This is a genomic window from Mycobacterium sp. SMC-19, assembly GCF_045310815.1.
Lineage (GTDB): Bacteria > Actinomycetota > Actinomycetes > Mycobacteriales > Mycobacteriaceae > Mycobacterium.
Window position 1 is genome coordinate 206,772 of sequence record NZ_JBJIAM010000006.1, and the last position, 26,694, is coordinate 233,465.

General features: G+C 68.7%; 22 protein-coding genes and 1 pseudogene. 13 read left to right on the top strand and 10 right to left on the bottom strand.

Features of this window, described 5'->3' with window-relative positions; all coding sequences use genetic code 11:
• Positions 1-8: 8 nt before the first annotated feature.
• The gene (locus ACJH5R_RS15430) at positions 9-737 is read left to right on the top strand and encodes a DJ-1/PfpI family protein (RefSeq protein ID WP_406782311.1); all 729 of its coding nucleotides are present in this window, start codon (positions 9-11) and stop codon (positions 735-737) included.
• Positions 738-875: 138 nt separating this feature from the next.
• On the opposite strand, the gene ACJH5R_RS15435 is transcribed toward ACJH5R_RS15430, so the two are convergent.
• Entirely contained in the window at positions 876-2,222 is a 1,347-nt protein-coding gene (locus ACJH5R_RS15435) for an acetyl-CoA C-acetyltransferase (protein ID WP_406782312.1), read from the bottom strand.
• A 141-nt stretch (positions 2,223-2,363) separates the two neighbouring features.
• Between ACJH5R_RS15435 and ACJH5R_RS15440 the strand changes: the two genes are divergently transcribed.
• The 4 genes and pseudogenes from ACJH5R_RS15440 to ACJH5R_RS15455 all read left to right on the top strand — a co-directional run.
• Positions 2,364-3,728 (top strand): 3-oxoacyl-ACP reductase, encoded by a 1,365-nt coding sequence (locus ACJH5R_RS15440; protein WP_406758963.1) that lies wholly within the window; start codon positions 2,364-2,366, stop codon positions 3,726-3,728.
• Between the two features lie 5 nt (positions 3,729-3,733).
• The gene (locus ACJH5R_RS15445; RefSeq protein WP_406758962.1) at positions 3,734-4,576 is read left to right on the top strand and encodes a MaoC/PaaZ C-terminal domain-containing protein; all 843 of its coding nucleotides are present in this window, start codon (positions 3,734-3,736) and stop codon (positions 4,574-4,576) included.
• 117 nt (positions 4,577-4,693) lie between these two features.
• Positions 4,694-5,785 carry a PPE family protein gene (locus ACJH5R_RS15450; protein WP_406782313.1) on the top strand — a complete coding sequence of 364 codons (1,092 nt, stop codon included), beginning with the start codon at positions 4,694-4,696 and terminating at the stop codon, positions 5,783-5,785.
• A gap of 9 nt (positions 5,786-5,794) precedes the next feature.
• Positions 5,795-6,088, top strand: a pseudogene (locus ACJH5R_RS15455) (PE family protein); the annotation flags it as partial.
• A 662-nt stretch (positions 6,089-6,750) separates the two neighbouring features.
• Here the strand turns inward: ACJH5R_RS15455 and ACJH5R_RS15460 are convergent.
• Entirely contained in the window at positions 6,751-7,353 is a 603-nt protein-coding gene (locus tag ACJH5R_RS15460) for a TetR/AcrR family transcriptional regulator (RefSeq protein WP_406782314.1), read from the bottom strand.
• A gap of 137 nt (positions 7,354-7,490) precedes the next feature.
• Between ACJH5R_RS15460 and ACJH5R_RS15465 the strand changes: the two genes are divergently transcribed.
• On the top strand, positions 7,491-8,984 hold the full coding sequence (locus tag ACJH5R_RS15465) for a PE-PPE domain-containing protein (RefSeq protein WP_406782315.1): 1,494 nt from the start codon (positions 7,491-7,493) through the stop codon (positions 8,982-8,984).
• Positions 8,985-8,996: 12 nt separating this feature from the next.
• Here the strand turns inward: ACJH5R_RS15465 and ACJH5R_RS15470 are convergent, their stop codons facing one another.
• Positions 8,997-9,623, bottom strand: a complete 627-nt coding sequence (locus tag ACJH5R_RS15470) for a TetR/AcrR family transcriptional regulator (RefSeq protein WP_406758958.1) — start codon at positions 9,621-9,623, stop codon at positions 8,997-8,999.
• A gap of 79 nt (positions 9,624-9,702) precedes the next feature.
• Positions 9,703-10,893, bottom strand: a complete 1,191-nt coding sequence (locus tag ACJH5R_RS15475; protein WP_406758957.1) for a glycoside hydrolase family 3 N-terminal domain-containing protein — start codon at positions 10,891-10,893, stop codon at positions 9,703-9,705.
• Positions 10,894-11,024: 131 nt separating this feature from the next.
• Between ACJH5R_RS15475 and ACJH5R_RS15480 the strand changes: the two genes are divergently transcribed.
• Both ACJH5R_RS15480 and ACJH5R_RS15485 read left to right on the top strand, forming a co-directional pair.
• Positions 11,025-11,198: a DUF2613 domain-containing protein gene (locus tag ACJH5R_RS15480; protein ID WP_013827163.1), complete on the top strand. Its 174-nt coding sequence runs from the start codon at positions 11,025-11,027 to the stop codon at positions 11,196-11,198.
• A gap of 49 nt (positions 11,199-11,247) precedes the next feature.
• On the top strand, positions 11,248-15,498 hold the full coding sequence (locus tag ACJH5R_RS15485) for an alpha-(1->3)-arabinofuranosyltransferase family protein (protein ID WP_406782316.1): 4,251 nt from the start codon (positions 11,248-11,250) through the stop codon (positions 15,496-15,498).
• Positions 15,499-15,679: 181 nt separating this feature from the next.
• Here the strand turns inward: ACJH5R_RS15485 and ACJH5R_RS15490 are convergent, their stop codons facing one another.
• On the bottom strand, positions 15,680-16,606 hold the full coding sequence (locus ACJH5R_RS15490) for a hypothetical protein (RefSeq protein ID WP_406758955.1): 927 nt from the start codon (positions 16,604-16,606) through the stop codon (positions 15,680-15,682).
• 112 nt (positions 16,607-16,718) lie between these two features.
• Here ACJH5R_RS15490 and ACJH5R_RS15495 point away from each other — a divergent pair, with 112 nt between their 5' ends.
• Complete coding sequence (locus tag ACJH5R_RS15495; protein ID WP_406758954.1) at positions 16,719-18,101, top strand: NADP-dependent succinic semialdehyde dehydrogenase; 1,383 nt, start codon at positions 16,719-16,721, stop codon at positions 18,099-18,101.
• A 9-nt stretch (positions 18,102-18,110) separates the two neighbouring features.
• Here ACJH5R_RS15495 and wrbA read toward each other — a convergent pair whose 3' ends face one another.
• From wrbA to ACJH5R_RS15510, 3 genes are read right to left on the bottom strand one after another with little or no spacing between them, the layout of a single operon-like run.
• Entirely contained in the window at positions 18,111-18,713 is a 603-nt protein-coding gene (gene wrbA, locus ACJH5R_RS15500) for an NAD(P)H:quinone oxidoreductase (RefSeq protein WP_406758953.1), read from the bottom strand.
• Positions 18,714-18,743: 30 nt separating this feature from the next.
• A complete protein-coding gene (locus ACJH5R_RS15505) occupies positions 18,744-19,343 on the bottom strand; it encodes an FMN reductase (RefSeq protein ID WP_406758952.1) in 600 nt (199 codons plus the stop codon).
• Positions 19,340-20,437, bottom strand: coding sequence for an LLM class flavin-dependent oxidoreductase (locus ACJH5R_RS15510; RefSeq protein WP_406759029.1), 1,098 nt, complete (start codon positions 20,435-20,437; stop codon positions 19,340-19,342). Before ACJH5R_RS15510 ends, ACJH5R_RS15505 begins: the two co-directional genes overlap by 4 nt.
• A gap of 158 nt (positions 20,438-20,595) precedes the next feature.
• Between ACJH5R_RS15510 and ACJH5R_RS15515 the strand changes: the two genes are divergently transcribed.
• Positions 20,596-21,054, top strand: a complete 459-nt coding sequence (locus ACJH5R_RS15515; RefSeq protein WP_406758951.1) for a MarR family winged helix-turn-helix transcriptional regulator — start codon at positions 20,596-20,598, stop codon at positions 21,052-21,054.
• Between the two features lie 53 nt (positions 21,055-21,107).
• Positions 21,108-22,085, top strand: a complete 978-nt coding sequence (locus tag ACJH5R_RS15520; RefSeq protein WP_406758950.1) for a phosphotriesterase-related protein — start codon at positions 21,108-21,110, stop codon at positions 22,083-22,085.
• A 4-nt stretch (positions 22,086-22,089) separates the two neighbouring features.
• Here the strand turns inward: ACJH5R_RS15520 and ACJH5R_RS15525 are convergent, their stop codons facing one another.
• Positions 22,090-22,671 (bottom strand): TetR/AcrR family transcriptional regulator, encoded by a 582-nt coding sequence (locus tag ACJH5R_RS15525; RefSeq protein ID WP_406759028.1) that lies wholly within the window; start codon positions 22,669-22,671, stop codon positions 22,090-22,092.
• A 91-nt stretch (positions 22,672-22,762) separates the two neighbouring features.
• Between ACJH5R_RS15525 and ACJH5R_RS15530 the strand changes: the two genes are divergently transcribed.
• Both ACJH5R_RS15530 and ACJH5R_RS15535 read left to right on the top strand, forming a co-directional pair.
• Positions 22,763-24,091, top strand: coding sequence for an oxygenase MpaB family protein (locus tag ACJH5R_RS15530; RefSeq protein WP_406758949.1), 1,329 nt, complete (start codon positions 22,763-22,765; stop codon positions 24,089-24,091).
• A gap of 78 nt (positions 24,092-24,169) precedes the next feature.
• On the top strand, positions 24,170-25,498 hold the full coding sequence (locus tag ACJH5R_RS15535; RefSeq protein ID WP_406758948.1) for a DUF2236 domain-containing protein: 1,329 nt from the start codon (positions 24,170-24,172) through the stop codon (positions 25,496-25,498).
• Here the strand turns inward: ACJH5R_RS15535 and ACJH5R_RS15540 are convergent.
• Complete coding sequence (locus tag ACJH5R_RS15540; protein WP_406758947.1) at positions 25,435-26,625, bottom strand: acyltransferase family protein; 1,191 nt, start codon at positions 26,623-26,625, stop codon at positions 25,435-25,437. The two genes, ACJH5R_RS15535 and ACJH5R_RS15540, sit on opposite strands and share 64 nt — an antisense overlap.
• Positions 26,626-26,694: the final 69 nt, after the last annotated feature.

Genomic DNA, 26,694 nt, shown 5'->3' on the forward strand with positions numbered 1-26,694 from the left:
ACATACCCATGCAGATCGCAGTCGTGCTCTACCCCGGCTTCACCTCGCTGGACTTCATCGGCCCCTACGAGGTGTTGCGCTGGCTTCCGGATGCCCAGGTGCGCTTCGTGTGGCACGAGCCGGGGCCGATCACCGCTGACTCCGGTGTACTGGTGGTCGGCGCAACCCACTCGTTCGACGAGACGCCCTCCCCCGACGTGATTCTGGTCCCCGGCGGGATGACGACCATGGAGCACGCCCGCGACGAGAAGCTGCTGGACTGGGTCCGCGCCGCCCACCAGACCGCGACATGGACGACGTCGGTGTGCTCGGGCTCGGTCATCCTGGGCGCCGCCGGATTGCTCACCGGTAAGCGCGCCACCTCACACTGGATGGCGCTGCCCGCGCTGAAAACGTTCGGCGCCACCGCCGTCGGCGACGAGCGCATCGTGCACGAGGGGGACATCGTCACCTGTGCGGGGGTGTCAGCCGGTATCGACCTGGGTTTGTGGCTGGCCGGCCAGATCGGCGGGGAGGGCCGCGCCAAGGCGATTCAGTTGTCGATGGAGTACGACCCGCAGCCGCCATTCGACTCCGGCCACACCTCGAAGGCATCGGTGCAGACCAAGGCGGCGGCCACCGCGCTGATGGCCCGGGAGCTGGCGAAGCCGGCCCAGCTGAAGGCCAGCGCGCTGCTGCTGTGGGATCAGGCGATCGGCGCGGTTCGCAACCGGCGGACCCAAACGGTCCGCCGCTGAATCCCCTCAGTTCAGCGGCGGACCGGGCAGGTTGCTTCGCGGTGCCACCGGGGGCGAGCGGCCCGCGAAGCGAACCGTTGTCTCGACTACCCGGCGACGGCGACTGTCAAACGTCGACTCCTAGGCCGCTGCCCTCGGCTACCCCTCGAGGATGGCGGCCACGCCCTGGCCTCCGGCGGCGCAGATCGAGATCAGCGCACGCACCGGCTTGTTCTTCGCAGCACCCTTTTTGGCCGCTTTGGCCTCGGCGATCTGCTTGGCCGCCTGCGCCACGATCCGGCCGCCGGTGGCCGCGAAGGGGTGCCCCGAGGCCAGCGACGAGCCGTTGACGTTGAGCTTGGACCGGTCGATGGCGCCCAACGCGGAGTCCAGCCCCAGCCGCTCCTTGCAGTACTCCTCGGACTCCCACGCCGCCAGATGGCACAGGACCGTCGAGGCGAACGCCTCGTGGATCTCGTAGAAGTCGAAGTCCTGCAGGGTCAGCCCGTTGCGGGCCAGCAGTCGCGGCACCGCGTAGGTCGGGGCCATCAGCAGCCCGTCGGCGCCGTTGACGTAGTCCACCGCGGCCGTCTCGGCGTCGACGAAGTACGCCAGCGGAGTCAGCTTGTGCGCGGCGGCCCACTCCTCACTGGCCAGCAGCGCCACCGACGCGCCGTCGGTCAGCGGGGTGGAGTTGCCCGCGGTCATGGTGGCGTCACCGGCCTTCGCGCCGAACACCGGCTTGAGCGTGGCCAGCTTGTCCGGGCTGGACTGGGGCCGCAGGTTGTCGTCGCGGTAGAGCCCCTGAAACGGCGTGACAAGGTCGTCGAAGAAGCCGCGGTCGTAGGCGGCGGCCATGTTGCGGTGGCTGGCTGCGGCCAGTTCGTCCTGGTCGACCCGCTTGATCCCCATCTGCTTGGTGGTGATGGCCTGGTGCTCGCCCATCGACAGGCCGGTGCGGGTCTCTTTGTTGGCCGGGATTTCCACCCCCAGTGCGGCGGGCAGCTTGCCGGCCAGCTTGAGGCGCTGCAGGTTCGACTTCGACCGGCGCAGCGCGAGCAGGGTGCGGCGCAGTTCGTTGCCGACGGCCAGGGGCGCATCCGAGGTGGTGTCCACCCCGCCCGCGGCAGCCACCTCGTAGCGGCCGGCGGCGATCCCGTCGGCAGCGCAGATCGCCGCCTGCAGCCCGGTGCCGCAGGCCTGCTGCAGGTCGAATGCCTGCGTGTAGGGCGACAGCGCCGATCCCAGCACCGATTCGCGGATCAGGTTGAAGTCGCGGCTGTGCTTGAGCACCGCCCCGCCGATCACCGCGTCCAGCTTCTCGCCGGCCAGGCCGAATCGGTCGACGAGGCCGCCCAGGGCGGCGGTGAACATGTCCTGGTTGGACGCGTTCGCGTAGGCGCCGTCGGAGCGCGCGAACGGAATGCGATTGCCCCCGAGGACGGCGACACGGCGTCGTGTGCCGGCGGTTGCCTCGGCCGGTTTAGTAGCAGATGTAGATGCCACGATCTCTCGTCTCTGATGGTGGGTCCCCCCGCATTGCCGGGGACGGTCGGGCTGATACTACCCAGTATTCTTACTCTGGAGTAAGTTCGTTGTCGACACCGTAGCCCGCACCAGGCACGTCCCCACATGGAAGGCAGCTCAGTGGCTCCCAAGCTCTCCTCGGACCTGTTGTCCCAGCTCCTCAACTCCGCACCCGGATCGTTCCTGTCCAAGCAGCTGGGCGTTCCGCAGGCCGAGACCCTGCGCCGCTACCGGGTCGGCGAGCCGGCACTGGCCGGCCCGCTGCTGATCGGCGGTTCGGGCCGGGTGGCCGAGCCGCTGCGGGCCGCACTGGCCGACGACTACGAGCTGGTCGGCGACAACCTGGGCGGCCGTTGGGCCGACTCGTTCGGCGGACTGGTCTTCGACGCCACCGGCATCACCTCGCCCGCCGGGCTGACCGAGCTGCATGAGTTCTTCACCCCGCTGCTGCGCAACGTGGGCCGCTGTGGCCGCCTGGTGGTCGTCGGTACCACCCCCTCCGCAACCGGCAGCGCCGACGAGCAGATCGCCCAGCGCGCCCTGGAGGGCTTCACCCGCTCCCTGGGCAAGGAACTGCAGCGCGGCGCCACCGTGCAGCTGGTGTACCTGTCGCCGGACGCCAAGCCCGGGGCCACCGGCCTGGAATCGACGTTGCGATTCATCCTCTCGGCCCGCTCGGCCTACGTCGACGGCCAGGTGTTCTACGTGGGCGCCGACGACGCGACCGCGCCCGCCGACTGGGACCGGCCGCTGGAGGGCAAGGTCGCGATCATCACCGGCGCGGCGCGCGGCATCGGCGCCACCATCGCCGAGGTGTTCGCCCGTGACGGCGCCAAGGTGGTGGCGATCGACGTGCCGCAGGCCGCCGAGGCACTGGAGAAGACGGCCTCCCGCGTGGGCGGGACAGCGCTGGCACTGGACGTCACCGCCGACGACGCGGTGGACCAGATCGCCGCGCACCTGGCCGAGCACCATGGAGGCAAGGCCGACGTGCTGGTCAACAACGCCGGCATCACCCGCGACAAGTTGCTGGCCAACATGGACGACGCTCGATGGAACGCGGTTCTGGCGGTCAACCTGCTTGCGCCGCAGCGTCTTACCGAAGGATTGGTCGCAGGAGGCAGCATCGGTGAGGGGGGCCGGGTGATCGGCCTATCGTCGATGGCCGGGATCGCGGGCAACCGCGGCCAGACCAACTACGCGGCCACCAAGGCCGGCATGATCGGCCTGACCGAAGCGCTGGCTCCGACGCTGGCCAAGAAGGGCATCACGATCAATGCCGTCGCCCCGGGGTTCATCGAAACCGAGATGACGGCGGCGATCCCGCTGGCCACCCGCGAGGTCGGCCGGCGGCTCAACTCGCTGTTCCAGGGTGGTCAGCCCGTCGATGTCGCCGAGTTGATCGGCTACTTCGCCAGCCCGGCCTCGAATGCGGTGACCGGCAACACCATCCGGGTCTGCGGCCAAGCCATGTTGGGGGCGTGAGACCCATGTCCCAACCCAGTGGCATGAGGAACATGCTGCGCGCGGTCGCCGGGGCGCTGCCCTTCGTTCCGCGCACCCAATCCCTGCCGAACCGGACGCTGCGGGTCGACGAGCTGACCATCGACCCCGGCCACGTCGCCGCATACGCCGCCGTCACCGGGCTGCGCTTCGCCGATCAGGTCCCGCTGACCTATCCCTTCGCGCTGACGTTCCCGACGGTGATGGAGCTGGCGACCGGGTTCGACTTCCCGTTCGCCGCGATGGGCTCGGTGCACACCGAGAACCGAATCGTCCGCCACCGCCCGATCGCCGTCACCGACACCGTCGCAGTGACGGTGCGGGCCGAGAACCTGCGGGAGCACCGCAAGGGCCTGCTGGTCGACATCGTCACCGACATCAATGTGGGCAACGACCCTGCCTGGCATCAGGTGACGACATTCCTTCATCAGCAGCGCACCAGCCTGTCCGACGAGCCGAAGCCGCCGCCGGCCAAGCAACCCAAACTGGGCCCGCCCAGTGCCGTGCTGCGGGTCACCCCGGGACAGATTCGGCGCTACGCGTCGGCCGGCGGCGATCACAACCCGATCCACACCAGCTCGATCGGCGCCAAGCTGTTCGGCTTCCCCACCGCGATCGCGCACGGGATGTTCTCCGCGGCAACGGTTCTGGCCAACATCGAAGGCGCGCTTCCGGACGCGGTGGACTACACGGTGCGGTTCGGCAAGCCGATGTTGCTGCCGGCCAGCCCCGGCCTCTACATCGACAAGGTCGATGGCGGCTGGGACCTGGCACTGCGCAACGTCGCCAAGGGCTATCCCTACTTGACCGGGTCGGTACGGGCGCTGTAAGCGATTCGCCGGGCACGCACCCGGCAATTCCCGGCCCCCCAACTAGTTGACAAAGCAACTATCGGCACTATCCTTGGAGTTAGTTGCTGAGTCAACTAGCTGGGGAGGCTGTTGGAGATGACGGACTTCGCGCTGCTGCCGCCGGAGGTCAACTCCGCGCGGATGTACGCCGGACCGGGGGCCGGACCAATGCTGGCGGCCGCGGCCGCCTGGGACGGACTTGCCTCGCAGATGTCGGCCACCGCGACCTCGGGCGCCGCGGTGGTCGCAGCATTGGCCGCGGGCTGGAGCGGCCCGTCGTCGGCGCAGATGATGGCGGCCGCCCAACGAACCCTCGCCTGGATCCACCTCAGCGCGACCGAAGCCGAACAGACCGCCGCGCAGCAACGAGCCGCCGCCGTCGCGTACGAGACCGCGTTCGCCGCGACGGTGCCCCCACCGGCGATCGCAACCAACCGCAGCCTGCAGGCTTCGCTGATCGCCACCAACTTCCTGGGCCAGAACAGCGCTGCCATCGCGGCGTTGGAGGCCGAGTACCTACAGATGTGGGAGCAGGACGCCGCCGCAATGCTCAGCTACGCCGCATCCGCGGCGAGCGCCTCGCAACTGGCGCCGTTCAGCGACCCACCGCAGACCACCGCCGGCCCGGCCTCCACCGCGGCGGACCCGATGCCGGGCCTGTCCATCCTGGGCGGCCTCACCGGACCGTTCTCGCCACTGTCGTTGCTGAACCCCGCCCTCGGCGGCTACCTCTTCAGCACCGAGATGTACGGCCTGCCCTCCGTCTCGGCCAACGTCGCCGAGTTGGCCCAGAAAGTGGCGGCCCTGCCGTCACCCGCATCCGGCGCGGAGTTGTTTGACGGCGCGGTCCGATCGGAGATTCGGCCGGTGACCGTATCGACTGCGGCTTCCGTCGGCCGCGCCGGAACCGTTGGGCGGCTGGCGGTTCCGCCGAGCTGGATCGCCGCCGCCCCGGCGGTGAGCCCCGCCGCGGCGGTGGCGAAACCCGCTGCAGTGACGCCGATCGCCGGTCGCGGAGTTCTGGCGGGTGATATGGCCCTGGCCGGCGCGGCGGGCGGTGCATTAGCCGCCAACGGCGCCACCAGCCGCGTCGTCGCTTCCCACGGCGGCAGCCGGGCCGGGGCGGCGGCCGGTTCCACGATCTTCGTCATCCAGGCCCCCGACTGGCCCAACGAACGAAAAGCCTGAGGAGCGGACATGTCCTTTGTGATCACCCAACCCGACCTGCTGACGACGGCCGCCACCCAGTGGGCCGGCCTCGACACGGCGATGCGCGAGGAGAACTCGGTCGCGGCGGCCCCGACCCTGGGGGCGCCGCCCCCGGCCGCCGATGAGGTCTCGGCGATGACCGCAGCGCGCTTCGCCGCGCACGCCCAGCAGTATCAGGCGATCAGCGCTCGGGCCGCCGCGTTGCAGCAACTGTTCATCGAAACGCTGCGAGGCAGCGCCGACTCGTACGCCACGGCCGAGGCCGCCAATGCCGCGGGGGCTGCGCTCGACCCGTCAACCCTCACGACGGTAGCCGGCGCGATGCAGTCCATCGGTGGTTTCGTCGCCGGACCGGGCCAGGCCAGCGCCGTGGTCAGCGTCATCTCCGGCCTGTCCTCCGGCGCCCAGCATTTGGACGGCGTGTTGAAGACGGCTGACGCGGCGGCGGTATCGAGTCCGGCGGCGGAAATGATGTCGGCGCAGACGCCGGTATCGACTGCCACCGGTTCGGGGCCGGTCCGCACCGACACGACCGCCGCCGGCGCGCCCGCGCGGCTGACCGCCGTGCGAGCGGCGTCGGCGGGCTGGGCAATCGCCGCACCAGGCGCCGGACCTGCAACGGTAACGGCGGCCGCCAGCGCGGCGCCGTCGGTCGAGCCAGGAGCCGGATCCCTGGTCGGGCAGGCCGCCGCGGGAGGCATGGCCGGCACCGCCGGGGCCGGTCGCGTCCCCCGCTCAGCGACGGTCCCGGCCACCGCCGTCACCACCGACCGCGAGGCGCCCGACCCGCTCCGGCAGGCCCTGGGCGCGGCCGCCGAAAGGCCGGAATCGGTGCAGCACTGGCACACCGACAAGGCGCACCTGGAAAATCTGTTGGACGAGCTGTCGACAGCACCGGGCGTCCACGCCGTGCATCTGTCCGCCGGCGACGTCTGATCGGGCCGTCAGTCAGCAACCGGAAGGCCGGCCGCCCTCAATAAGTTCGCCTTGCTGGCCTCCCAGCGAGTACTGACCACCTCGATACCCCAGACCGGGATCGACATCACCAGGCCGCGGACCACCACCATCACCGTGTCCATATAGGCCGGCGCGGAGAAGCCCGGGGCAGCACCGGGTAACGCTTCGGCGGACGCCACCGCCAGGCCATAGATGTGCTGCTCCAACGACTTCACCGTCTCGGCAACCTGTGAATCCGTCCAACACGCAGCCCACAGGTGAGCCACCGAAAGCGCGTGCGGGGTAGTGAATTCGCGCCAGATCAGGTCGAGGTAGCCCTCCACGTCAAGAGTGGCGGCCGCGGCCGTCTCCTCGAAGTGGATGCGGGCCTGATTCGCCAACTCGAAAGCGAGCTGGGCGACCGCCGCTGTCACCAGATCATCGCGGGTCGGGAAGTGATACATCACCGTGCTTTGCGAGACGTTCGCGGCGCCGGCGACCCGGCGCGTGGTCACCGCGACGACCCCTTCGGCCCGCAGCAGTTCGACCGCGGCGCCCACCAGTGCCTGACGCGTCGCGGCACGCTGCTCGGCCCGCGTACCAATTTTCATTGGGATTCCCCTATTGCGTTGACATCTCTGTCACAGCTAATCTGACTGATCAGATGAACAGTCAACTAGGGCTCGGTCGTCATTTCCGCTGTTCAGGCCTGAAGACCTTGCCATGAGGCAATTGTAAGGACACTCCGATGACCTTCGCGTTTCGTCTCGACAACACCAGCCGGCCGCTCCATGCGCTCGCCGTACCGCTGGCCATCACCTCCGCCGTCGCCATGGGTGCGATTCCCGCCCTGAACCCCGCAGTCACGGCCGGGGCGAAAGCGGTTGCGGCCCAAGTGAAGCTGTTGGACACCGAGGCGTGGATCATGGGCGGCAGCGGCCTGCCGATCCCGCCGCAGAGCTACATGGACGCGCTCTTTGCCCGCTACATCGACCCCACCACGCCGTTCTTCGACGGCCAGCCCCGCTACCCGGTGGATGCGGTGAACGGCCTGGTCACACCGGAAGGCCTCTACCCCAACAGTGGCGTCAAGAGCCTGGAACTGGATCCGTCGCTCGCCCAGGGCGTCACCATCCTGCACGACACGATCAACAAACAGATCGCGGAAGGGAACAAGCTCGTCATATTGGGCTACTCGCAGAGCAGCACCATTTCCACCGTCGTGATGCGCGATCTGTTGGCGCTGCCCGCCGACCAACAGCCGACCGCCGACCAGCTGTCCTTCGTGCTGCTCGGTGCCCCTAACAATCCCAACGGCGGCTTGTTCGAACGTTTCAACGTCTTAGACGACGGCAGCTACCCGACCATCCCGAGCCTGGGCATCACGTTCAACGGTGCAATCCCGGAGGACGCCCCGTGGGCTACCAGCGTCTACACCCTGGAATACGACGGCTACGCCGACTTCCCGAAATACCCGATCAATTTCCTCGCCGACCTCAACGCTGTCCTGGGCATCATCTACGAGCACACGATCTACCCGAACCTGACCGCCGAGCAGCTGGGGACGGCCATCGAACTGCCGATGAGCGAGGGCTACGACGGAAACACCCAGTACTTCATGATTCCCAGCGAGATCCTGCCGCTGTTGATGCCCCTGCAGTCGATCCCGGTCGTCGGCATGCCGCTCTACGACCTACTGGAACCGGCCATGCGCGTCCTGGTGAACCTTGGCTACGGCAGCATCACCGATGGCTGGTCCTCCGGCCCGGCCGATGTCGCCTCCACGTTCGAGTTGTTCCCGACAGACCTCGACTGGGGTGAGGTTCTGACGGCTCTGGCCAACGGGGCGCAGGAGGGCTGGACCAACTTCGTCGACGATCTGTCGAATCTGACCTTCCCCAGTGCAGCCGATTTCCTCGGCGGCTCGGCGGGCGACCTCACCTCGTTCGCGCTGCCCAGCCTGACCGAAATCGTCAACACGTTCAGCAGTATCGCCTCGACGGCGTACGCCGCGCTGCTTCCGACCGCCGACATCCTCAACGCGCTACTCACCACCGCACCGGCGTACGCGTTCGACGTGTTCGCCCAGGAACTCGCCGAAGGAGACATCCTCAACGCCGTCGGTCTGCCGATCGCCGGCATCATCGGGTTGGGCACGCTGGGCGCCGGTTTCGAATTCCTCGCACTCAACGGCGCGATCCGGGACATCACCGCCGACCTCCAGAGCCTCTTCACGGCCTGAGGCCGCGCCGGGCTACCCGGCCGCGACGGTGTCGGCGCCGTCGCGGCCGCCGGGGGCTTCTTTGAGGCCGCGCCAGAACAGGTCGATCATCAGCTCGCCGGCTTCGTCGACGCCGGTGTCACCGGTGCTGACCCGGCTGGCGATCGCCTCGCCGGCGCCCACCAGCGCGACCGCCATCAAGTCGAAGTCGACGCCCGGTTCGGGTTTACGCGTACCGGCCCGCAGCAGGCGGCCGACCAACTCGATGATTCGCTCGCGGCCTTCGCGCACGGTATGGGCGAACGCCTGCGAACTGGTGGCCTGGGTGTACATCACGATCCACGACGCCCGGTTGGCGTCGATGTAGCGCAAGAATGCCCGAATGGTATTGCGCAACATGTCTTTCGGGGGCTGCTGAAAGTCGATTCCGGTGCGCACCGTCTCGACGAAGCGGCGCAGTTCGCGGTCCAGACATGCCCCGAACAATTCTTCCTTGGAGCCGTAGTACAGATAGAGCATCGGCTTGGAGATCTGCGCGGCCGCGGCGATCGAATCCATCGACGTCTCGTGGTAACCGTTGATCGAGAACATCTGCACCGCGGCGTCGAGCATCTGCTGTTCGCGCACGGCCCGCGGTAACCGTTTGCTACCAGCTGCCATCGCCTCGAGGTCCTTCCGCGCTCCCCCTCGGCACGATCTTACCGAAGAGTAACTTGTGTGCTTGCCCGCGCCGCCGGAATTACCCGTGGCAGTGCGTACCGGGCTTCTTGACCGCAGCCACCCGAGCCAGCGAGGCCTCGACGGCCTCCTGCTTCAGCTCACCGGCCGACACCGCCTGCTCCAGCCTGTCCAGCACCGCCGGCACCTCGTCGGTGGTGACCCACAGTGCGATGTCGACTCCTGCCTGCAGGCTGCGCAGCACCGCTTCGGCGACCCCGTAGTGCTCGGTGATGGCCGCCATCGACGACAGGTCGTCGCTGAACACCGGACCGTCGAATGCCGGCCCGCGGTAGTCGGTGCCGGTGCGCAGCAGATTGACCGCCGCCGGGCTCAGGCTGGCGGGGTCTTCGGTGAGTCCGGGTACCTCCAGGTGGCCCATCATCACTGCCACCGGTGCCTGGGTGACCAGCGTGCGGTAGGGCACCAGGTCGTTGTCCTGCAGCTGCGCCAGGGGCGGCGTGACGACCGCGCCAGCGGTGTGGGAGTCACCGGACCCGTGACCGTGGCCGGGGAAGTGCTTGAGCACGGGCAGCAGCCCGGCGTCCCGCAGACCCTGCGCGTAAGCGCCGGCGTACTCGGTGACCTTGGCGGGGTCCGAGCCGAACGAACGGTCACCGATCACGGTGTCGTCGTCGGTGTCGGAGTCCACCACGTCCACGACGGGCGCGAAGTCGACGGTGATGCCCAGCTCCGCCATCTTGCGGCCCCGTTCGGCGGCCAGCTCACGTACCTGCGCGGCGCTGCTGGTCTGCGCCAGCTCCTTCGCCGACGGTGACTTCCCGATCAGCGACGACAGCCGAGACACCCGGCCGCCCTCCTCGTCCACGCTGACCGCCAGCGGCAGCGGACCGGTGGGGGCCTGGCTTTCCTTGATCTCCTTCAATGAGCCGTCGGTGAGCATAGACAGCTCGGTCCAGCTGCCGATGAAGATGCCGCCGACGTGGTGGTCGGTGACCACTGCGCGGGCGTCGGCCGCATCGCGGACCCCCACCATCACCAGCTGTGCCAGCTTGTCGCGGACCGACAGGGCCGACACCTGCTCACACACCGGATCCACCGGCGGCGCAGCCGTCGCGGTGTCCGACGGCGTCGATGAGGACGCCTCGGACAAGGGCGCGTCGTCACGGTGGGAGCACGAGGTCACGAGGGCTGGCAGCAGCGCGGCGGCGAGTAGCAGACCGGGCAGTTGTCGAGTCAGTGATCCAGGCATCGCACCATGCTGTCACGGCCGGAACAGCCGGGCGCGCAAGGCCCACATGCTACGTTGGCGGTCAGGGGCCAGCGGGGGCTGATATTGACGGCCCCTGATCTACGTCACGAGAGTGCAGAAGGAGCCTGACCATGCCTCGGTTCGTGGTGCCGGCCGCAATAAGCATCGTCGTGGGGGTGTTGCTGGGTGCGGCGGCCGTCTTCGGGGTCACGCTGATGGTGCAACAAGACACCAAGCCGCAGATCGCCGGAGGCGACCCGCAGTCCTCGGTGCTGAACAGGGTGGAATACGGCAACCGCGGCTGACCTGCGGACGCCGGCAACGCCCGAGCGTCCGCCGGAAAGGCCGCAGGCTGTGACACCGTTGTCCCGGCGCTGGTTGTGGCTGGTAGGCGCCGTCTCTCTGACTTTCAGCCTGCTGCAGGCTCCCGGCCGGATCTCTCCGGACACCAAGCTCGATCTGACCATCGCTCCGCTGCGCTTCCTGGCTCGTGCCGCCAATCTGTGGAGCAGCGAACTGCCGTTCGGTCAGGTGCAGAACCAGGCGTACGGTTACCTGTTCCCGCACGGCACCTTCTTCCTGGCCGGTGACCTGCTGGGGCTCCCCAGCTGGATCGTTCAGCGGCTCTGGTGGGCGGTGCTGCTCACGGTGGGGTTCTGGGGCCTGCTGCGAGTCGCCGAGACGTTGCGGATCGGGACGCCCACGGCGCGGGTGATCGGCGCCGCCGCGTTCGCCCTGTCGCCGCGAGTGCTCACCACCCTGGGGTCGATCTCGTCGGAGACGCTGCCGATGATGCTGGCCCCCTGGGTGCTGCTGCCGGTCATCCGGGCGCTCGGCGCGCCGCGTGATCCGAACCAGGACGCCCCGGAACGGCCCGCTCGGGTGCTGGCCGGCCAGGCTGGGGTCGCGGTGGCCTTGATGGGCGCCGTGAACGCGGTCGCGACGCTGGCGGGGTGCCTGCCGGCGATGATCTGGTGGCTGTGTCATCGCCCGAACCGGCGCTGGTGGCGGTTCACCGGCTGGTGGCTGCTGGCGCTGGCACTGGCGGTGACCTGGTGGGTGGTGGCCCTGCTGCTGCTCGGCCGGGTCAGCCCGCCGTTCCTGGACTTCATCGAATCGGCCGGCGTCACCACCCGCTGGACGTCGCTGACCGAGATGCTGCGCGGCACCCACAGCTGGACCCCGTTCGTCGCGCCGAATGCCACCGCCGGGGCGCCACTGGTCACTCGCCCGGTGTTGATCCTGGGCACCTGCCTGGTCGCGGCCGCAGGTCTGGCCGGACTGACCGGCCTGCTGGCTCGGCGGACGCCCGGCGCCGGACGGCTGGTCACCATGCTGCTGATCGGGGTGACGCTGCTGGCCATCGGCTATGCCGGTGGGCTGGGCTCGCCGCTGGCCCACTCGGTGCAGGCCTTCCTGGACGGAGCCGGAGCGCCGCTGCGCAATCTGCACAAGCTCGAGTCGGTGATTCGGATCCCGCTGGTCCTGGGGCTCACCCATCTGCTGGGCCGCATCCCGCTGCCGGGCAGCGCGCCGGCGCTGGTGTGGCGGCGCGCGTTCGTCCACCCCGAGCACCACAAGTCGGCCGCGGTCGGGCTGGTGGTCCTGACGGCGCTGATGGTCTCCACGTCTCTGGCCTGGACCGGCCGGCTCGCGCCGTCGGGGACATTCAGCGCGCTGCCGCAGTACTGGCGCGACGCCGCCACCTGGCTCGCCGAACACAACGGTGGCGGCCCCACGCCGGGCCGGGTGCTGGTGGCGCCGGGTGCGCCGTTCGCCACCCAGACCTGGGGAACCAGCCACGACGAACCCCTACAGGTCCTCGACGTCGGACCGTGGGGAGTGCGCGACTCGATCCCGCTGACCCCGCCGCAGACCATCCGGGCACTCGACTCGGTGCAGCGCCTGTTCGCCGCCGGCCGCCCGTCGGCCGGGCTGGCCGACACCCTGATCAGACAAGGCATCTCCTATCTGGTGGTGCGCAACGATCTGGACCCCGACACGTCGCGGTCGGCCCGGCCATTGCTGGTGCATCGCGCTGTCGACGGCTCCCCGGGGTTGCAGCGGGTGGCCCAGTTCGGCGATCCGGTCGGGTCGGGCACGGTCCCGGGATTCGTCTCCGACAGCGGTCTGCGGCCGGCCTATCCGGCGATCGAGATCTACCGGGTCGGTGACCCGGGGGCCGTCGCAAACCCGGGCGCGCCGTACCTGGCTGACCTTGACGCGATGCCGCGGGTCGACGGGGGCCCCGAGGTGTTGCTGCGGCTCGACGAACACCGACGGTTGCGCGGTGAGCCGGTGTTGGGTCCGGTGCTGATGACCGCTGACGCGCGGCGCGCGGACTTGGGCACACCGGTAGTCACCGTCACCGACACACCCCTGGCCCGCGAGACCGACTACGGCCGGGTCGATGACCACTCGTCGACGATCCGGGCGGCCGGCGACGCCCGGCACACGCTGAGCCGGGTGCCGGACTATCCGACGCCCGGCGCCAGCACGGTGTTCGGCGGCTGGCTCGGAGGCCGGCTCACCGCCTCCAGCTCGTCTTCGGACGCCACCACGCTGCCCGACGTCGCGCCGTCGACCTCACCGGCGGCCGCCATCGACAGCGACTCGGGCACCGCCTGGGTGTCCAACGCCCTGCAGTCGGCGGTCGGGCAATGGCTGCAGGTGGACTTCGATCACCCGCTGACCAACGGCACCATCACCTTGACGCCCAGCGCCACGGCCGTCGGCGCGCAGGTGCGCCGGATCCAGATCTCCACGGTCAACGGCACCACCACGCTGCGGTTCGACCGCGCCGGCGAGCCCCTGATCGCAGCGCTGCCCTACGGCGAAACACCTTGGGTGCGGATCACCGCATCGGGCACCGACGACGGCTCCCCGGGCGTCCAGTTCGGCATCACCGATTTGGCGATCACCCAGTACGACGCCTCGGGCTTCGCGCATCCGGTCGACCTGCGCCACACGGCGCTGGTGCCCGCGCCGCCGGCGGGCGCCCAGGTGGCGCAGTGGGACTTGGGGGCGGGCTTGCCGGGCCGGACCGGTTGCGCAACGGCCGACGGCGCGGTGCGCTGCGCGGCGTCGATGATGTTGGAGCCCGAGGAGCCCGCCAGCTTCAGCCGCACCCTGAACGTGCCGCGGCCCATGTCGGTGACCCCGACCGTTTGGGTGCGGCCGCGTCAGGGCCCGAACCTGGTCGACCTGATCGCCGAGCCGGGCGCCCTGCGGGCCCGCGGTGACGCCGACGTGCTCGACGTGCTCGGGTCGGCGTATGCCGCCGCCGACGGTGACCCGGGCACGGCATGGACCGCGTCGCAGCGAGTGGTCGCGCACCGATCACCGCCGACCCTGACCATCACCCTGCCGCGACCGGTCAAGGTGACCGGAGTGCGGTTCACTCCCAGTCAGTCCCCGCTGCCGGCGCATCCCACGCTGGTGGCCATCGACCTGGGCTCCGGTCCCCAAGTCCGGGACCTGGCGGAATCCGACGATGAGCGGGTGCGCTTGCTGCCGCGGGTCACCGACACCGTCACGATCAGCCTGCTGGGTTGGGAGGACGTGATCGACCGCACCGCGATCGGCTTCGACCAGCTCAAGCCGCCGGGGCTGGCCGAGGTCAGTGTGCTCGGCGCCGACGGACGCCCGGTTGCTCCCGCCGATCCCGCCCGCAACCGCTCGCGTCCGGTCCACGTCGACTGCGACCACGGCCCGATCATCGCGATCGCCGGCCGGTTCGTGCACACCTCGATCAGCACCACGGTCGGCGCGCTGCTCGACGACAAGCCGGTGGCGGCGCAGGCGTGCGACCAGCGTCCGATCGCGTTGCCGCCCGGCGCGCAGGAATTGATGATCAGCCCGGGTCCGGCTTTCGTCGTCGATGGCGCGACGCTGTCCGGACCGTCAGCAGCCACCGGAGCGTCCGCGACGACACCCGCGGTCCTCGGCACGTGGGGCTCGGACCGGCGTGAGGTGACGGTGCCTGCCGCGGCGACCGCTCGAGTGCTGGTCGTTCCGGAGAGCATCAACGGCGGGTGGGTGGCCCGCACGTCGGACGGCGCCCGCTTGGCTCCGGTGGCGGTCAATGGATGGCAGCAGGGCTTTGTGCTGCCCGGGGGCACCGACGGCGCGATCACCCTGACATTCGGGCCCAATCGGATGTACCGACTCGGGATGGCCGGCGGACTGGCTCTGCTACCGCTGCTGGCGTTGCTGGCCTGGTGGCCGGCGCGGCGGACCCGCGATCCCGGGCCGCCGGTGCAGCCCTGGGGGCCGAGCCGCCGCGTGGCGGCGACCGGTGCGCTGACGGTCGGATTCTTGATCGCCGGGATCACCGGCGCGGCGGTGTTCGGGGCCGCGATGGTGCTGCTGATCGCGTTGCGGCATCGGCAGCGCGCCTTTGATGTGGCCCGGCTCGGGTTGAGCGCCGGCGGACTGATCACGGCGGGTGCGATGCTGTGCCGGCATCCCTGGCGGTCGGTGGACGGCTATGCCGGCCATTCCGCGGGAGTGCAATTGGCGGCCCTGGTCTCGGTGGCGGTCCTCGCGGCCACAGCGGTGGTTGCGAGGCCGACGGAGTCGGGCGAAGCAGACCAGCGCCCCTAAACCGCGCGCCACATCCGCACCGCGCGTACCGTCGGCCCGCCATTGTGTGTTGTTCGAATCGGATATCGACGGCGCTATCACCGACGAAACAACCGGCAGGCGATAGCGCATGCGCTAGCCGATCCGAACAGCACTACGTGGTTCCATCACGAGGCCGGTGAGTCCCCTGCGGCGCCCGGGACTACTGCGCGGCTTCGAGCTTCTCGATCTGCGTGTTGAACAGCTTCACCAGATCATCGGCGTGCGAGGAGTCCTCGGATCCGTCGCTCTCCATACGCAAACCGATGTCGTTGCTGGTCGCAACCACGAGCACCCCGCGGTAGTAACCGGAGATGGTGGAGGCGGTGATCGAGATCGGCAACCGGATGGCGGCCTTGCTCGCGCTCGTGATGACGGTCGCGACCGCCCACGGTGGCACCCCATCGGCGTCCAGCGGATTCATCTGGATGTCGGTGGTCACCGAACGCCCACCCTGCTCGAAGGTCTGCTTGAACGTCTGGCACTTCTCCACGTACCGCTTGAGGTTCGGGTGATCCGGCGTCAGGGCCAGTCGCACCCGCATCGTGTGCAGGCCGCCGGGCTGCAGCTTCGCCAGCGTCGCCGTCGCCGTCTGGGTGGCCGAGGAGGGGCTGGAGTAGAAGTCGGCGCATTCGGGCGGGTCGACCGTCAGATTCGGCATATCCGAGGGCGCGTCGCCGGCGCTGTTCACCCCGCTGATCCACTTCCCGCCGGACGGGTCCGGGAAGGAGGACCGCTCCACGAGCATCTCCGACGTGAGGTCCTTGATGTCCGGCTTGCCAGACGGCTTGTCCTCCGCCGTGAGTCGGCCGCCCAGGCTCAGAACCAGACCGGCGACCACCACAACCACCACTGCAGCCGCCGCCAGCGACAGCCACAACACCTTGCGTGACCTGGGCTCAGGCGCCGGCACGGGCCACGGCGCACCATAGGGCGGGTAGCCCCCGGGGGCCACACCGGCAGCGTCGTCCTCCACCCACAGCGGCCAGCCCGGAGGCAGCGGCGGCCACGTCGGATCAGGCGCCCAATTGGCGTCCGGTGCCCAGCCGGGCGGCGCAGGCGGCCAGGTGGGCGGTGGGTTGAAACGCATCGGGCAACTCCCGTATCGATGTACTGACGCTGGCTCGTGGCGAGCCTACGCGGTTCGATGGTGGCAGGCTGGACATGCACTCTCACACCGCAGCGCTCCAAAGGAGGCCCGCGTGCCCGCAACACCGATAGCCACGACCAACCCGGCGACCGGCGAAACGGTCAAGACGTTCACCGCCGCCAGCGACGCGGAAGTCGATGCCGCGATCACCCGCGCGGCGAATCGCTTCGTCGAATACCGTCGCACCGATTTCGCTCAACGCGCCAGATGGATGCACGCCGCCGCTGATCTGCTGGAGGGCGAAGCCGACGAGGTCGCCGCGATGATGACCCTGGAGATGGGCAAGACCTTGACTTCGGCCAAGGCCGAAGCACTCAAGTGCGTCAAGGGGTTCCGCTACTACGCCGACCACAGCGCGGAGTTGCTGGCCGACGAGGTCGCCGACGCGTCGAAGGTCAACGCGTCCAAGGCGTTCGCACGCTATCAGCCGCTCGGGGTGGTGCTGGCGGTGATGCCGTGGAACTTTCCGCTGTGGCAGGCGGTGCGATTTGCCGCCCCGGCCCTGATGGCCGGCAATGTGGGCCTGCTCAAACACGCCTCGAACGTGCCGCAGACCGCGCTGTACCTCGCCGACCTGCTGGCCCGTGCCGGTTTCCCCGAGGGCTGCTTCCAGACCCTGCTGATCTCCTCGGGCGCTGTCGAGCGGGTGCTGCGCGACCCGCGGGTGGTGGCGGCCACCCTGACCGGCAGCGAACCCGCCGGGAGGTCGGTCGCCGCTATCGCCGGCGACGAGGTCAAACACACCGTGCTGGAATTGGGCGGCAGTGACCCGTTCGTTGTCATGCCCTCGGCCGACCTGGAGTCCGCGGTGCGTACCGCGGTCACCGCGCGGGTGCAGAACAACGGCCAATCATGCATCGCGGCAAAGCGATTCATCGTCCACACCGACATCTACGACGACTTCGTCGCCCAGTTCGTCAGTCAGATGTCGGCACTGCGGGTCGGCGACCCGACCGACCCGGATACCGATGTCGGACCGCTGGCCACCGAATCGGGCCGTGACGAGGTCGCGCAGCAGGTCGATGCCGCTGCCGCCGCCGGCGCGGTAATCCGTTGCGGCGGCAAGCGACTCAACCGCCCGGGCTGGTTCTATCCGCCCACCGTGATCACCGACATCAGCCGTGACATGGCGATCTTCACCGAAGAGGTGTTCGGCCCGGTGGCATCGGTGTACCGCGCCGCCGACATCGACGAGGCCATCGAGATCGCCAACGCCAGCCCGTTCGGGCTGGGATCCAATGCCTGGACCCGCGACGAGGCGGAGATCAGCCGGTTTGCCGACGAGATCGAGGCCGGCCAGGTCTTTATCAACGGGATGACGGTGTCCTACCCGGAGCTGCCGTTCGGCGGGATCAAGCGATCCGGGTACGGCCGGGAACTCTCGGGCCATGGCATCCGGGAGTTCTGCAACCTCAAGACGGTCTGGGTGGCCTGACGCCGGCCGTCAGCCCGCCGCGATCTTGCCGGCGACGCCCACCACCCGCGTGGCCAGGTGGTCGAGGGCGGCCAGGGTGGGCTCGTCCAGCTCGTTCTGGTTGTTCGGTCCGGTGATGTGCCCGACGCCGTACGGGTTGCCGTCGGCGAACTTGATCGGGTCGGTGTAGCCCGGCGGGACCAGGATGCCGCCGAAATGCATCAGGGACACGTAGAGGTTCAGCAGCGTGGCTTCCTGCCCGCCGTGGGCGGTCTGACTCGAGGTGAAGCCGGCATAGACCTTGTCGGCGAGTTCGCCCTTGGCCCACAGCCCACCCAGCCCGTCCAGAAAGTTACGGAACTGCGCGGAGGGGGAACCGAAGCGGGTGGGCGAGCCGAAGATGACGGCGTCCGCCCAGACGATGTCGTCCCCGGTGGCCGCGGGCAGATCCTTGGTCGCCGCGTAGTTGGCGGACCACGCCGGGTTGTGGGCAAAGGTCTCCGGGTCGCGTGTCTCCTCGATGTGCCGCACGCGGACCTCGGCGCCAGCCGCCTCGCCCGCCCGGGCCACCCGCTCGGCCATCTTGGTGCCGTGCCCGGTGGCCGAGTAGTAGATAACCGCCAACTTCGTCATTGCCATCTCTCCTTTGGTTGTTGTGTCGTGTCAGTGCGTGCCGGTCAGCAGGCCCTGTATCTCGGTCAGCTCGTCGTTGAACTGGTCTCGGTGCGGCCGTGAGCCGCTCGCCCGCAACAGCCGAGCGAAATCCCTGGCCGCCTTGGCGATCCGTTCGGGCAGGCCCGAGCCGGACCCGTCCGCGCCGAAGTCCGCGGTGGCGGCGAACACCCCGGTGGGCGATACCAGCGCATGCAGATAGCAGAACATCGGACGCAGGGCGTGGTCCAGCACCAGCGAGTGGCGCTGCGTACCGCCGGTCGCCGCGATCAGCACCGGCATCCCCTCCAGCGTCTGCTCGGGCAGCACGTCGAAGAACGACTTGAACAACCCACTGAACGTCGCGTTGAACGTCGGCGTCACCGCGACCACTCCGTCACTGCCCGCAACCGCGCCGAACACCTCCTCCAGCTCCGGTGAGGCGAACCCGGTCAACATCGCGTCGGTGATCGCTCGGGCCAGATGGCGCAGCTCGATGACCTCGATGTCGACCTGCCCGAGCTCGGCGCGGACCGCCGCGCCGAGCCGGTCGGCCAGCAGTCGGGTGGACGACGGCTCACGCAGGCCGCCACTGATCACGATCAACTTCATGACGCCTCCTGAATCTCGGGTTGCCGCGCAGCCTCGACCAGCGACTGGTGCGTCGGCGCACCGGGAACGTGCGCGGGCCGTCCGATGGCGAACTCCTTGCGCAGCACCGGGACGACGTGCTCGCCCAGCAGATCGAGCTGTTCGAGCACCGTCTTCAACGGCAGACCCGCGTGGTCGACCAAGAACAGCTGGCGCTGGTAGTCGCCGACGTAGTCCCGGAAGCTCAGGGTCTTGTCGATCACCTGCTGCGGCGAGCCGACCGTCAGCGGGGTCTGATCACTGAACTCCTCCAGGCTCGGACCGTGCCCATAGACCGGGGCATTGTCGAAGTAAGGCCGGAACTCGTTGACCGCGTCCTGACTGTTGGGCCGCAGGAACACCTGACCGCCCAGGCCCACGATCGCCTGGTCGGCACCACCATGGCCGTAGTGCTCGAAGCGCTGGCGGTACAGCTGCACCATCCGCTTGGTATGCGACGCCGGCCAGAAGATGTGGTTGGCGAAGAAGCCGTCGCCGAAGTGCGCGGCCAGCTCGGCGATCTCGGGCGTGCGGATGGACCCGTGCCAGACGAACGGCGGAACCCCGTCCAGCGGACGCGGTGCCAGGGTGAATCCGTGCAGCGGGGTGCGGTATTCACCGCTGAAGTCGACGACCTCCTCACGCCACAACCGGCGCAGCAACTGATAGTTCTCCACCGTCAGCGGCAGCGCGGTCCGGATGTCCTTGCCGAACCAGGGGTACACCGGTCCGGTGTTGCCCCGCCCCAGCATCAGGTCCACCCGGCCGTCGGCGAGGTGCTGCAGCACGCTGTAGTCCTCGGCGATCTTCACCGGGTCGTTCGTGGTGATCAGCGTGGTGGCGGTGGTCAGCTGGATCCGCTGCGTCTGCGCCGCGATGTAGCCCAGCAGGGTGGTCGGCGACGACGGCACGAACGGCGGGTTGTGATGCTCACCGGTGGCGAAGACGTCCAGGCCCACTTCCTCGGCCTTCTTGGCGATCGCCACGGTCGCCTTGATGCGCTCGGCCTCAGTCGGCGCGCGGCCGGTGGTCGGGTCGACGGTCACATCGCCGACGGTGAAGATGCCGAACTGCATACCGGTGGTCGTCACTGCGGGCCCTCCTTGGTTCGTTGTCAGCACTCTAACTGATAGTTGCTAACGCAACTAGTTGACGGTCCATTTCCGCATTTTCTGGCCGCTTAACGCGCCACGCCACCTGGACGATTGTGCTCATGTCAACTATATTCGGCGTCATGGAGACACGGTGGCTCAACGAGGAGGAACAGCAGATGTGGCGGGGCTACCTCGACAGCACCCGGCTGCTGCTACGCAGCCTGGACCGACAACTGGCCGCCGATGCGGGACTGACCCTGTCCGACTTCGAGATCCTGGCGCTGCTGTCCGAGGCGCCGGAACGCCGGCTGCGGATGAACGAGTTGGCCGACATCACCGTGACGACTCGCAGCGGAGTGACCCGAGCGGTCAAACGGCTGACCGACGCCGGCTGGGTCCACCAGGTCAAGTGCGAGGAAGACAAACGCGGCCAATACGCCGAGCTCACCGAGTCAGGCATGGACAAGCTGCGAGCCGCCGCACCCGGTCACGTGCAAGCGGTGCGGGCCGGCCTGTTCGACTCGCTCAGTCCGCGCGAGGTGGAACTGTTCACCCACTCCTACGCGCGAATCCGCGACAATCTGCTCGAGCACCCGTAGGCATTCTCGGCGAAGGCAACCGACCGCCGCGTCGATCTCCATACGATCGAGCCATGTCGCACTGCCACACCGCGCGCGGGCCCATCGACACCGCGAACCTCGGCGTCACCCTGATGCACGAGCACGTGTTCATCATGACCACCGAGATCGCCCAGAACTATCCGGAAGCCTGGGGCGACGAGGACGCCCGAATAGCCGACGCCATCACCCGGCTGGACGCGCTGAAGGCCGCCGGAGTCGACACCATCGTCGACCTCACGGTGATCGGACTGGGCCGCTACATCCCGCGGATCGCCCGGGTCGCCGCCGGTACCGACCTGAACATCGTGGTGGCCACCGGCATCTACACCTATAACGACGTGCCGTTCTTCTACCACTATCGCGGGCCCGGCACCATGCTGGACGGCCCCGAGATCATGGCCGACATGTTCGTCCGCGACATCGAGTCCGGCATCGCCGACACCGGGATCAAGGCGGGAATCCTCAAGTGTGCCACCGACGAACCCGGCGTGACTCCCGGCGTCGAGCGGGTGCTCCGCGCGGTGGCCAACGCCCATCGCCGGACCGGCGCACCCATCTCCACCCACACCCACGCCGGCACCCGCCGCGGCCTGGAACAGCAGCGCATCTTCGAGGAAGAAGGCGTCGACCTGTCCCGGGTGGTGATCGGGCACTCCGGAGACAGCACCGACCTGGGCTATCTGGAAGAGCTGATCGCGGCGGGATCGTATCTGGGCATGGACCGCTTCGGGATCGACCTGATCCTGCCGTTCGAGGAGCGGGTGAACACGGTGGCAGCCATGTGCGAGCGCGGCCACGCCGACAAGATGGTGCTCTCCCACGATGCCAACTGCTATTTCGATGCACTGCCCGGCGACCTGAGCTCGGTGGCCGCACCGAACTGGCACTACCTGCACATCCACAACGACGTGATTCCGGCGCTACGACAGCGCGGCGTCACCGAGGAGCAGCTACGCACCATGCTGGTCGACAACCCGCGCAAGATCTTCGAGCACTCCGGCGGCTACTGAGGCCCTACGTTCGTCGAGACCGGCTGCCGACATTGAGCTCCAGCGAATCGAGAATCGCGCGCAGCCGCTCGGGGGTGGCCTGATCGGGATCGCTGAGTCGCAGTTGCAGCAATTCGCGGCCGATGGCGGCAACGACGCGCGCGGTGTAGTCGGGATCCGGCAGATCGGGCAGGCTGCGCAGCAGTTCACGGGTGAGGAAGGCCCGGACGGCGGCCTCGGCGCCGGCCAGCCGCTCATGCAGCTCCGGTGGCGCACCCTGAGGCGGAAACAGGAACAGTCGCCAGGTGGCGGCGTGGCCGTCGGTGGCGCGCAGCACCCCGTCGAAGACCCGCGCCAGGAAGCCGTCGGCGCCGGGGTTCTCGGTGCCGGTGATCGCGGCGGTGAACTGGGCCGCGGCACGGGCCGCTTCACGATCGATGAGTGCGACGAAAAGACCTGCGGGACTTCCGAACTGCTGATAGATCAGTGACCGATTGACTCCGGCGCCGAGCGCGACCCGGTTCGGCGTGGCGGCGTGGAAGCCCTCCGCGTCGACGATCGCGTGGGCGACGTCGAGGATCTGCTCGCGTCGTGCCTCGCCCGTCATCCGCTGCCGACTGCCCCCGATCACACTTGACAGCATAATTAACGCTCTGTTAGCTGTAACTAACAACCTGTGAGTTATGCGGAGGCCGTCGATGACCACGCACTACCCCGAGCTTGCCGAGCGCGTTCGCCGCCAGGCCGAGATCCTGCCGGCTCTCTACGGCGGGCTGAACTTCGACGTCCAGCCCTACCGGACGGCAACCTCACCCGACGACGTGTCGTCGCTGCCGGCCTGGGTGGCCGAGCGCGACCCCTATCTGGCCGACGAGCCCGCGGTCGAGCTGATCTGCGCGGCGACCTGGCTCGGCGATGCGGTGGCCGACGCCTACGCCACCCTGATGTCGGAATACAGCGTCACCGACCTGATCGGCATGTTGAAGCTGGCCTGCCGCAAGGGAATCGAGGCCGTCCCCGACGCGCCACCGGAACTGCACGCATTCATCGCCGCGATGGAAGACGCACCGGACTGGCTGGACATGGACGTGGTGCGCCGCGGTGCCCGCGAGTCCCGCATCCCGGCGGCGTTGGTGTCGCCGTTCATCACCCGGGGCGCGTTTATCGCGACGTTCGTCAACACCTACGCGGCGCTGCCGATGGCGCTCACCGGGGCACTGTCGGGCAAACGGGCCGCCCGACGCGTCAACGAGACCACCAGCTTCTTCGCGATCACCACCCTGCCCGGCGCCCTGGAGCGGCATGGGCCCGGCTTCGAGGCGGCGGCCATGGTGCGGCTGATGCACTCGATGGTGCGCTACAACGCCCTGAAACGGTCCCCGAAATGGGACGTCGACGTCTACGGGCTGCCGATCCCCCAAGTCGACCAGATGCCCGCCGGCATGATCAACCTCTACCTGCTGTCGCTGGCCGCACAGCGCCAGGGCCGCACCGAGTTCAGTGCCCGCGAACGCGCGGTCGTCGAGTTCACGCACTACCGCAACTTCCTGCTGGGGCTGCCCGACGAGCTGCTGCCCCGCACACCGGCGGAGATCGTCCGCGTCTTCCACGCGCGTGCGGCACTACTGCGCGACGACTTCGACGACGCCACCTGCGGCGAGATGATCCGCTCCACAATGGCCGCCTACCTACGCCCGAACGAGAGCCTGCGCGAACGCATCGCCGATACGGTGGAGCGCAGCTACAGCAAGGCGGCTTTCATCAAGGCGTTCTGCAGTGGCGACCGTGCCGTCGCGAAATCGATGGGCGTGCCGATCGGGGTGGCCGACGTCATCCGGATCGGGCTGACCGCACCGTTTATCGTCGGCCGACTGCTGATCGTGCAGAAAGCCAATCGTTCCTCCCTGCTGCAGCCGTTCGTCGATGACTACATCATCCGGCTGCTGAAATACCGGTTGAAGACCTACGGGGTACCCGAATTCACCAGCGATGCCGCCGACTACACCCCGGCCGAGAAGCCCGTGTAGCCGCACCCGCTTGACAACGCCGGCACCGGTTCTGTTGGCTGCAACTCACAGCTTGTTAGTTAATTCGGAGGTCCTTGAATGCCCACGCACTACCCCGACCTGCACCAGCGCGTGCGCCGTCAGGCCGAGCTGTTGCCGGAGCTCTACGGCGACCTGGACTTCGACGTACAGCCCTACCGCACGGCGAACTCCCCCGACGACATCTCGTCACTGCCCGGCAATCCGGCCAACCGGGCCAAGTTGCTGGCCGACGATGCCGCCGTCGAATTGATCACGACGGCCACCTGGCTGGGCGATGTGGTGTCGGACTCCTACGCCGCACTGATGGGCCAGTACAGCGTCAGCACCCTGATCGGCATGCTCAAGCAGGCCTGTCGCCACGGTATCGACGCCGTGGCCGACGCGCCGCCGGAGCTGGCGGCGTTCATCGCCGACATGGAGGCCACCCCGGACTGGCTGGACATGGACCTGGTCCGAAAAGGCGCCGAGCACTCCCGACTCCCGATGGCGCTGTTGGCGCCGTTCGTCGTCCGCGGTGCGTTCATCGCGACCTTCCTCAACACCTACGCCGCCCTGCCGATGGCCCTGACCGGCGCACTCTCGGGCAAGCGTGCCGCCGGGCGGGTAAACGAGACCACCAGTTTCTTCGCCGTCACCACGCTGCCCGGCGCGCTGGACCGGCACGGCCCGGGTTTCGAGGCGGCGGCCATGGTGCGGCTGATGCACTCGATGGTCCGCTTCAACGCGCTCAAGCGATCCCCGAAGTGGGACATCGGCATCTACGGCCTGCCGATTCCGCAGATCGACCAGATGCCGGCCGGGATGATCAACCTCTTCGTGCTGGCGATGGACGCCCGCCGCCAAAAGCGCACGGAGTTCACGCCGAGCGAGCGCGCTCAGGTCGAGTTCACCCGTTACCGCTGCGTTCTGCTCGGCCTGCCCGAGGAGCTGCTGCCGACCACACCCGACGAGATCATCCGAGTGTTCAGCGCCCGTGCTGCGCTGTTGCGCGACGACTTCGACGACTCCACCTGCGGAGAGTTGGTTCGCTCGACGATGGCCGCCTACCTGCGCCAGGAGCAGACCCTCAGTGAGCGCATCGCCGATGCGGTCGAGAAGAGCTACAGCAAGGCCTTTTTCGTCAAGACGTTCTGCGGCGGGAAACGTGACGTGGCCAAGAAGATGAGCGTCACTCTCAGTGCGGGCGACTATGCGCGGATCGCCCTGACGGCTCCGTTCGTGACGGGCCGCCTGCTGGTGGTGCAACGCGCGGTGCGCACCCCCGGCCTGCGCCGGCTTACCAACGCCTACGTGCTGCGGCTGCTCAAACGGCGACTGGCCGCTTACGGCACGCCCGAATTCACCAGCGACTCCGCCGAGTACACCCCGTCGGGCAAAGCCGCCTGAGCGACATCGGGGCGCTCCGCCGGACGCCGGGTCTCCCAGCCGCGTAGCTTCTCCCGGCACGGCTGCTCGACCAGGGCATAGCTGACCGCGGCGATAGCGACGGTGAACACCATCGTCAGCGCCAGCACCACCGCCATGTCCCCGGTGAACGCGAATCGGCCGATCACGGGGAACACCATGTCGAGGGCCGCCAGGTGCCAGATGAAGATCCCGTAGGACCAGCGACCCAACGTCACCATCGGCGCGCTGGCCAAGAACCGGTGCGGTGTGTCCGGCCGGTCCAGTACCAGCGGTGCCAACAGCGCCCAGGCCAGCACGCCGCCCATCGCGGTGCGCACGATGAACTGCCCGACGGTGGCCGAGGTCAGCCCCTCCGGTCCGGCCAGCGGCGACGCCGCCACTCCGAACGCCACCACGGTCAGCAGCGCCATCGGCAGCCGCCGACGGGCCAGGCGGTGCACCCGGCCGACCGGGCTGTACGCCCACTCCGCCAGCAGCATGCCCGCCCCGAACCAGCAGCCGTAAGCCGGCGCCCAGTTCAACGGGTTCACCCCGTAGGGCGTGTGGATGGGCAGGAATCCCCAGCCGAGGCTGAGCAGCGCCACGCCCGCGATCGCCGGTATCCGGGCGCGCACCGGTAGCCGCCGCGCCGCCAGCGCCAGCAATGGCAGTGCGATGTAGAAGCTGACCTCCACGGCCAGGCTCCACATCTGGGTCAGGCCCGGGGTCAGGGTCAGCGGCACATAGATCTGCGTCATCGTGAGATTGGCCAGCCACACCACCAGGCTGGCGCCCCCGGCGTCGGGCAGCAGCGCGAGGATCACCACCACCGACACCAGGTAGGCCGGCATGATCCGCACCACCCGCGACCGCAGGTAATGCCCGGTCGGCGGCGCGGGGCGCAGTCCGCGCGCGGCCGCGGCGTGGCCACGCCAGAGCAAGAATCCGCTCAGCGCGAAGAACACCGCGACGGCCATGTCGAAACGACCCCAGAGCCGGCCGCTGATCCCCGTCGAATGCCCGGTCTGAAACGCGACATGCGTGATCACCACCCCGATGGCCGCGCAGGCGCGCATACCCTCGACGGCGGGCAGGAAGCTGCGTACGCCACCTACCTGCTGACTCATCTGTTTTCCGACCGAGGCATCGATGGACACACAGTAGCTGTTGCGTCTGCTGCTGTTAGGGTCAAACAA

Bases quoted from the DNA above. Each gene is read 5' to 3' on its own strand.
- ACJH5R_RS15430 (WP_406782311.1), top strand. From the start codon at position 9: ATGCAGATCGCAGTCGTGCTCTACCCCGGCTTCACCTCGCTGGACTTC.
- ACJH5R_RS15445 (WP_406758962.1), top strand. From the start codon at position 3,734: ATGTCCCAACCCAGTGGCATGAGGAACATGCTGCGCGCGGTCGCCGGG.
- ACJH5R_RS15450 (WP_406782313.1), top strand. From the start codon at position 4,694: ATGACGGACTTCGCGCTGCTGCCGCCGGAGGTCAACTCCGCGCGGATG.
- ACJH5R_RS15460 (WP_406782314.1), bottom strand. From the start codon at position 7,353: ATGAAAATTGGTACGCGGGCCGAGCAGCGTGCCGCGACGCGTCAGGCA.
- ACJH5R_RS15465 (WP_406782315.1), top strand. From the start codon at position 7,491: ATGACCTTCGCGTTTCGTCTCGACAACACCAGCCGGCCGCTCCATGCG.
- ACJH5R_RS15470 (WP_406758958.1), bottom strand. From the start codon at position 9,623: ATGGCAGCTGGTAGCAAACGGTTACCGCGGGCCGTGCGCGAACAGCAG.
- ACJH5R_RS15475 (WP_406758957.1), bottom strand. From the start codon at position 10,893: ATGCCTGGATCACTGACTCGACAACTGCCCGGTCTGCTACTCGCCGCC.
- ACJH5R_RS15480 (WP_013827163.1), top strand. From the start codon at position 11,025: ATGCCTCGGTTCGTGGTGCCGGCCGCAATAAGCATCGTCGTGGGGGTG.
- ACJH5R_RS15490 (WP_406758955.1), bottom strand. From the start codon at position 16,606: ATGCGTTTCAACCCACCGCCCACCTGGCCGCCTGCGCCGCCCGGCTGG.
- wrbA (WP_406758953.1), bottom strand. From the start codon at position 18,713: ATGACGAAGTTGGCGGTTATCTACTACTCGGCCACCGGGCACGGCACC.
- ACJH5R_RS15505 (WP_406758952.1), bottom strand. From the start codon at position 19,343: ATGAAGTTGATCGTGATCAGTGGCGGCCTGCGTGAGCCGTCGTCCACC.
- ACJH5R_RS15510 (WP_406759029.1), bottom strand. From the start codon at position 20,437: ATGCAGTTCGGCATCTTCACCGTCGGCGATGTGACCGTCGACCCGACC.
- ACJH5R_RS15515 (WP_406758951.1), top strand. From the start codon at position 20,596: ATGGAGACACGGTGGCTCAACGAGGAGGAACAGCAGATGTGGCGGGGC.
- ACJH5R_RS15520 (WP_406758950.1), top strand. From the start codon at position 21,108: ATGTCGCACTGCCACACCGCGCGCGGGCCCATCGACACCGCGAACCTC.
- ACJH5R_RS15525 (WP_406759028.1), bottom strand. From the start codon at position 22,671: ATGACGGGCGAGGCACGACGCGAGCAGATCCTCGACGTCGCCCACGCG.
- ACJH5R_RS15530 (WP_406758949.1), top strand. From the start codon at position 22,763: ATGACCACGCACTACCCCGAGCTTGCCGAGCGCGTTCGCCGCCAGGCC.
- ACJH5R_RS15535 (WP_406758948.1), top strand. From the start codon at position 24,170: ATGCCCACGCACTACCCCGACCTGCACCAGCGCGTGCGCCGTCAGGCC.
- ACJH5R_RS15540 (WP_406758947.1), bottom strand. From the start codon at position 26,625: ATGAGTCAGCAGGTAGGTGGCGTACGCAGCTTCCTGCCCGCCGTCGAG.